The 5,179-nt window shown below is 36.6% G+C and carries 3 protein-coding genes; all 3 read left to right on the forward strand.

Features of this window, described 5'->3' with window-relative positions; genetic code table 11:
* Positions 1-394 (forward strand): FlxA-like family protein (locus AC1DUA_RS22265; RefSeq protein WP_477501856.1); only part of this gene is annotated, 394 nt, incomplete at its 5' end.
* A 582-nt stretch (positions 395-976) separates the two neighbouring features.
* The gene (locus AC1DUA_RS22270; protein WP_477501857.1) at positions 977-3,985 is read left to right on the forward strand and encodes a type I restriction endonuclease subunit R; all 3,009 of its coding nucleotides are present in this window, start codon (positions 977-979) and stop codon (positions 3,983-3,985) included.
* A partial coding sequence (locus AC1DUA_RS22275; RefSeq protein WP_477501858.1) for a restriction endonuclease subunit S occupies positions 3,978-5,179 on the forward strand: 1,202 nt, incomplete at its 3' end. The genes AC1DUA_RS22270 and AC1DUA_RS22275, both read left to right, overlap by 8 nt.

Below are 5,179 nucleotides of genomic sequence, written 5' to 3' on the forward strand. Positions count from 1 at the left end.
GGTACAGAATTTTGATGAAGAGATGGTACAGAATTTTGATGAAGAGATCAAACGTAAAGATAAGCAGATCGAGAAGCTAAACAAGGATATTAAACGAGTACAGCAAGGATTCGTTATGGAAATCTTCACACCAGATGAGGCTCGAAAACAAATTGCATCCTTTAAGGAGCAGATCGCATTACTTGAAGAACAAATCGAAACCATGACAGCAGAGAACAATATGTCAGAACAAGATAAGGTCTCTACTCGCATTGAAAACATGAAACGGTTTCTAATCCATGGTGACAACATTCCTGAAAATGAAGCAAATGATATTCTTCGTGAATTCATTGACACAATCATCTACACTAAGGATGGTAATGAGATTAATTTGAAAATCATTATGAAAGAATGAGAAAGTTTCTGGTTAATCACCAGTGACCATTGCTCTGCAATAATAACAGTTAGAATTCTGCGGCTACTCTCAACCACAGGTTTTTATCATTTACTCTGTTCGCTGAATATTACGGTTAAAAAGAGTCAACATTCCGATGATTATTAAACCAGCCCTCCGGAAAAAATGAGCCACACTTCCGGCGATGGAAGCCACCTTATTAACTCGGCTTCGAAATCGTCACCCACATGGTACCATAAGGACAATTCGAGGTATGTAAAATGAGTACTGAAAATACCCCGTTGGTTTACAAGCCTAAAACGTGCTCTTACTGTAGTTCATAGGATATGATACAATGTACTATAGTTGTTTATAAATGGCACTTTACTGAATAATTAAGACTGCGCGTTTGGATTTAGGTTTTTCTCAAGAGAGACTTGCTCGCGAACTTCATGTTGGATTTATACCGGTGAATGCCAGGAGAAAAACCTTATCATGCTTTAATTGAGCTTTGAAAAAGTAGAAATATAAGTTCTGAACAGATTGAGTTGATTGTTGGAACATAATAGACATGAGTCCTTGAAGAATACGAGGAGATTAAATATGAAATCTGAAAAGCAAATTGAAGTAGACTTTATTAAAAAACTACAAGATTTAAAGTACACATATCGAGAAGACATTCGAGATAAAGTGTCTCTTGAGGCTAATTTCAGAGAACATTTTGAAAGATTGAATCGTGTTAAGTTAAGCGATTCTGAATTTGCACGTCTCAGGGACAGCATTATCACTGCAGATGTATTTGTGGCCGCTAAAACGTTACGAGAAATTAATRCTTTCAAACGCGATGATGGAATACCTTTACAATACACTCTAGTAAACATTAAAGATTGGTGCAAAAATGAATTTGAAGTAATAAATCAGTTGCGTATCAATACAGACAACAGTAACCACCGGTATGATGCTATTATTCTAATTAACGGTGTACCTGTAGTTCAAATTGAATTAAAAGCTCTACAAATTACACCCAAAAAAGCAATGGAGCAGATTGTTGATTATAAAAATGATCAAGGCAATGGGTATACCAACTCACTTCTTTGTTTTATGCAGCTTTTTATTGTTAGCAATGAAACAAAAACATACTACTTTGCCAATAACCACATAGAACACTTTTGTTTTGATGCAGATGAAAGATTTTTGCCAATTTATGAGTTTGCAGATGAAAAGAATAAAAAGATAACGAATCTGTATGACTTTGCGGATAGATTTTTGCCTAAATGCACCCTCGGGCAATTAATTAGCCGATATATGGTTCTTGTTGTAAGTGAACAAAAACTGATGATAATGCGTCCTTATCAGATTTACGCTGTTAAGGCGATTATGGATTGCATTGAACAAAACCGTGGTAACGGCTACATTTGGCATACTACCGGAAGTGGAAAAACACTGACCTCTTTCAAAGCATCTACACTATTGAAGGACAATCCTGAGATTGAAAAGTGTTTATTTGTCGTTGACAGAAAAGACCTCGACAGACAAACGCGCTTAGAATTCAATAAGTTCCAAGAGGGCTGCGTCGAGGAAAACACAAATACAGAAAGTTTGGTTAGGCGTCTTACTTCTGACGACTATAAAGACAAGGTGATTGTTACCACCATTCAAAAGCTTGGATTAGCCCTTGATGAGGACAGTAGACGTAACCAAGAGAAAAAGAAAAAAGGTGAACTCACCTTTAAAGAAAGATTAGAGAAACTCAGGGATAAACGAATGGCAATTATATTTGATGAATGCCATCGTTCCCAGTTCGGAGATAACCACGATGCCATAAAGACCTTTTTTCCGAAAGCGCAGCTTTTCGGCTTTACCGGAACACCAATTTTTGAAAAAAACTCCACATATAAGAAAATTGATGGTACCGTGGGCTCTTACAGAACAACAGAAGATGTATTTCAACAGCTGCTTCATCCCTACACCATAACAAATGCAATTGACGATGGTAATGTATTGCGTTTTCATATCGATTATTTCAAACCAGAAGATGATAAGAAGGCCGCCAAAGTATCCTCTAAGGAATATAAGCGAGCAGTTGTAGAAGCAATCTTATTAAAGCATGATGCAGCAACATATAACAGACGGTATAATGCACTCTTTGCAACATCTTCGATTAATGACGCAATTGAGTATTTTGAACTGTTTAAAACTCTGCAAGAAGAACTCAAAAATAGTGGAGATGAGAAATTTAATCCACTAAATATTGCTTGCGTCTTTTCTCCTCCAGCTGAGGGTAATAAAGATGTGAAGCAACTTCAAGAAGATCTTGTACAAGAAAAAGCCGATAATGAGCAGGAGCCCGATAAGAAAAAAGCAGCTCTGAAAGCTATTATTGATAATTACAACGCTCAATATGGTACGAACCACAGCATAAACGAATTTGACTTGTATTATCAGGATGTTCAAAAACGTATTAAAGACCAACAATATACGAATGCAGATTACCCGCACAAAAACAAAATTGATATCATTATTGTTGTGGATATGCTGTTAACTGGCTTTGACTCTAAGTATTTAAATACTCTGTATGTTGATAAAAACTTAAAGCAGCACGGCTTAATTCAGGCTTTCTCAAGAACAAATCGTGTTCTAAATCCCACAAAACCATATGGTAACATTATTGACTTTAGAGGGCTCGAAAATGAGGTCGATGATGCTATCAAACTCTTTTCCGGGACAGAAAGCAGCGAGAAGGTAAAAGAAATTTGGCTTGTTGATCCGGCTCCTGACGTGGTTCAAAAGTTGGATAAGGCAGTTGCCCACCTTGAAAAGTTTATGGAATCACAAGGGTTGGAGTGTAAACCGGAAGAAGTAAGTAACTTGAAAGGTGATACTGCTCGTGCAGAGTTTATTGATAAATTTAAAGAGGTGCAGCGACTTAAAACGCAGCTTGATCAATATACAGATATAAAAGAAGATCAAGCAGCAATTATTCAAAAATTGCTGCCTGAGGACACCTTGCGTGCATTCCGTGGGGCATATATTGAGACGGCTCAAAGGTTAAAGGCGCAGCAAGGAAAAGGTACTGCGGATAAGGCACCAGAGATTGAACAACTCGATTTTGAGTTTGTTTTGTTCTCCTCTGCCATTATTGACTATGATTATATCATGTCGCTGATTTCAGAATATACACAGCCTGATGTTCCAAAAAAAGAAAAAATGACCAAGAAAGAGTTGATTGACCTTATATCTTCAACCTCTAACATGATGGATGAACGAGAAGATATAGAAGAATATATCAACTCTTTGGAAGCTGGCAAGGGATTGGATGTAAAATCCATAAGGGAAGGTTATCAAAAATTCAAGGCAGATAAATCGGTTAAAGAATTAGCTACAGTTGCAACCAAACATGATATGGAGCCGGCCTCATTGCAAGCATTTGTTGATAAGATTATGGAGCGTATGATTTTTGATGGTGAGAAGTTAAGTGACCTTTTAGAGCCTCTTGGCCTTGGCTGGAAAGACAGAACAAAAAAAGAATTGGAACTGATGGAAGATTTAATTCCGTTGCTGAAAAAGGCAGCCAATGGACGTGAGATTGTGGGGTTAAAGGCATATGAGTAATAAAGAGATAAAAGCGTTGCCAAAGTTAAGATTTCCTGAGTTTTTAAATGATGGYGAATGGAAAAATAAAAGACTTGGGCAATTATTGACTATTGGGAATGGTAAAGATCATAAACATTTATTAGATGGGAATATCCCTGTCTATGGTTCTGGTGGATACATGAGATCCGTAAATGATTACTTATACGATGGGGAAAGCGTATGTATTGGAAGAAAGGGAACAATTAACAGGCCTATTTTTCTTAGCGGAAAATTTTGGACCGTTGATACTCTTTTTTATACGCATTCTTATAGAAATTTCGTTCCAAAATTTGCTTATAATATTTTTCGGAAAATAGATTGGTTGAAATACAACGAAGCTGGAGGAGTTCCAAGTTTATCTAAAGCAACTATAGAAAAAATAAAGGTATTCATACCAAAAGCAATAGCCGAGCAACAAAAAATAGCTGAATGTCTATCCTCACTTGACGACCTCATCGCCGCTGAGGATAAAAAGCTTGCAGCTCTGAAACTACATAAAAAAGGCTTACTGCAGAAGTTATTCCCCACCGAAGGAAAAACTGTGCCTGAATGGAGGTTTCTAGAGTTTAGGAATTACGGTGAGTGGGAGGAAAACTCTTTTAAAGCATTTATAAAATTATATAGAGGCAGTTCTCCGCGTCCAATACAAAATTATATCACTAAGAATGATGGCGTTAACTGGATAAAAATTGGTGATACAAAGAAATCTGATGGATTTAAAATTCGCAGTGTAGAAGAACAAATTACACATGAAGGCGCTCAGAAATCTCGATTTGTAGCAAGTGGAGAACTTATACTTGCTAATTCTATGAGTTTTGGAAAAACATATGAGCTTGAAATATCTGGTTGTATCTATGATGGTTGGTTTGTATTAAGAGAGTATGAAAAACATTTCAACAAACAATTTTTGTTACAACAATTAAATTCAGATTATCTTCAAAAGCAGTATGCTGCGCTTTCGACAGGCGGAGTTGTTCAAAATATAAGCAGCGATATTGTTTATGCAACATTATTGAAACGCCCGCATTTGAAGGAACAACAAAAAATTGCTGATTTCCTCACATCTATTGATTCTTATATAGCCACCCAATCAGAAAAAATTGAAACATTAAAATCTCATAGGAGGGGGTTAATGCAAGGGTTATTTCCTTCTATTGAGGAGGTGGGGGAATG

It is taken from the genome of Paenibacillus sp. 01T422, assembly GCF_056398785.1.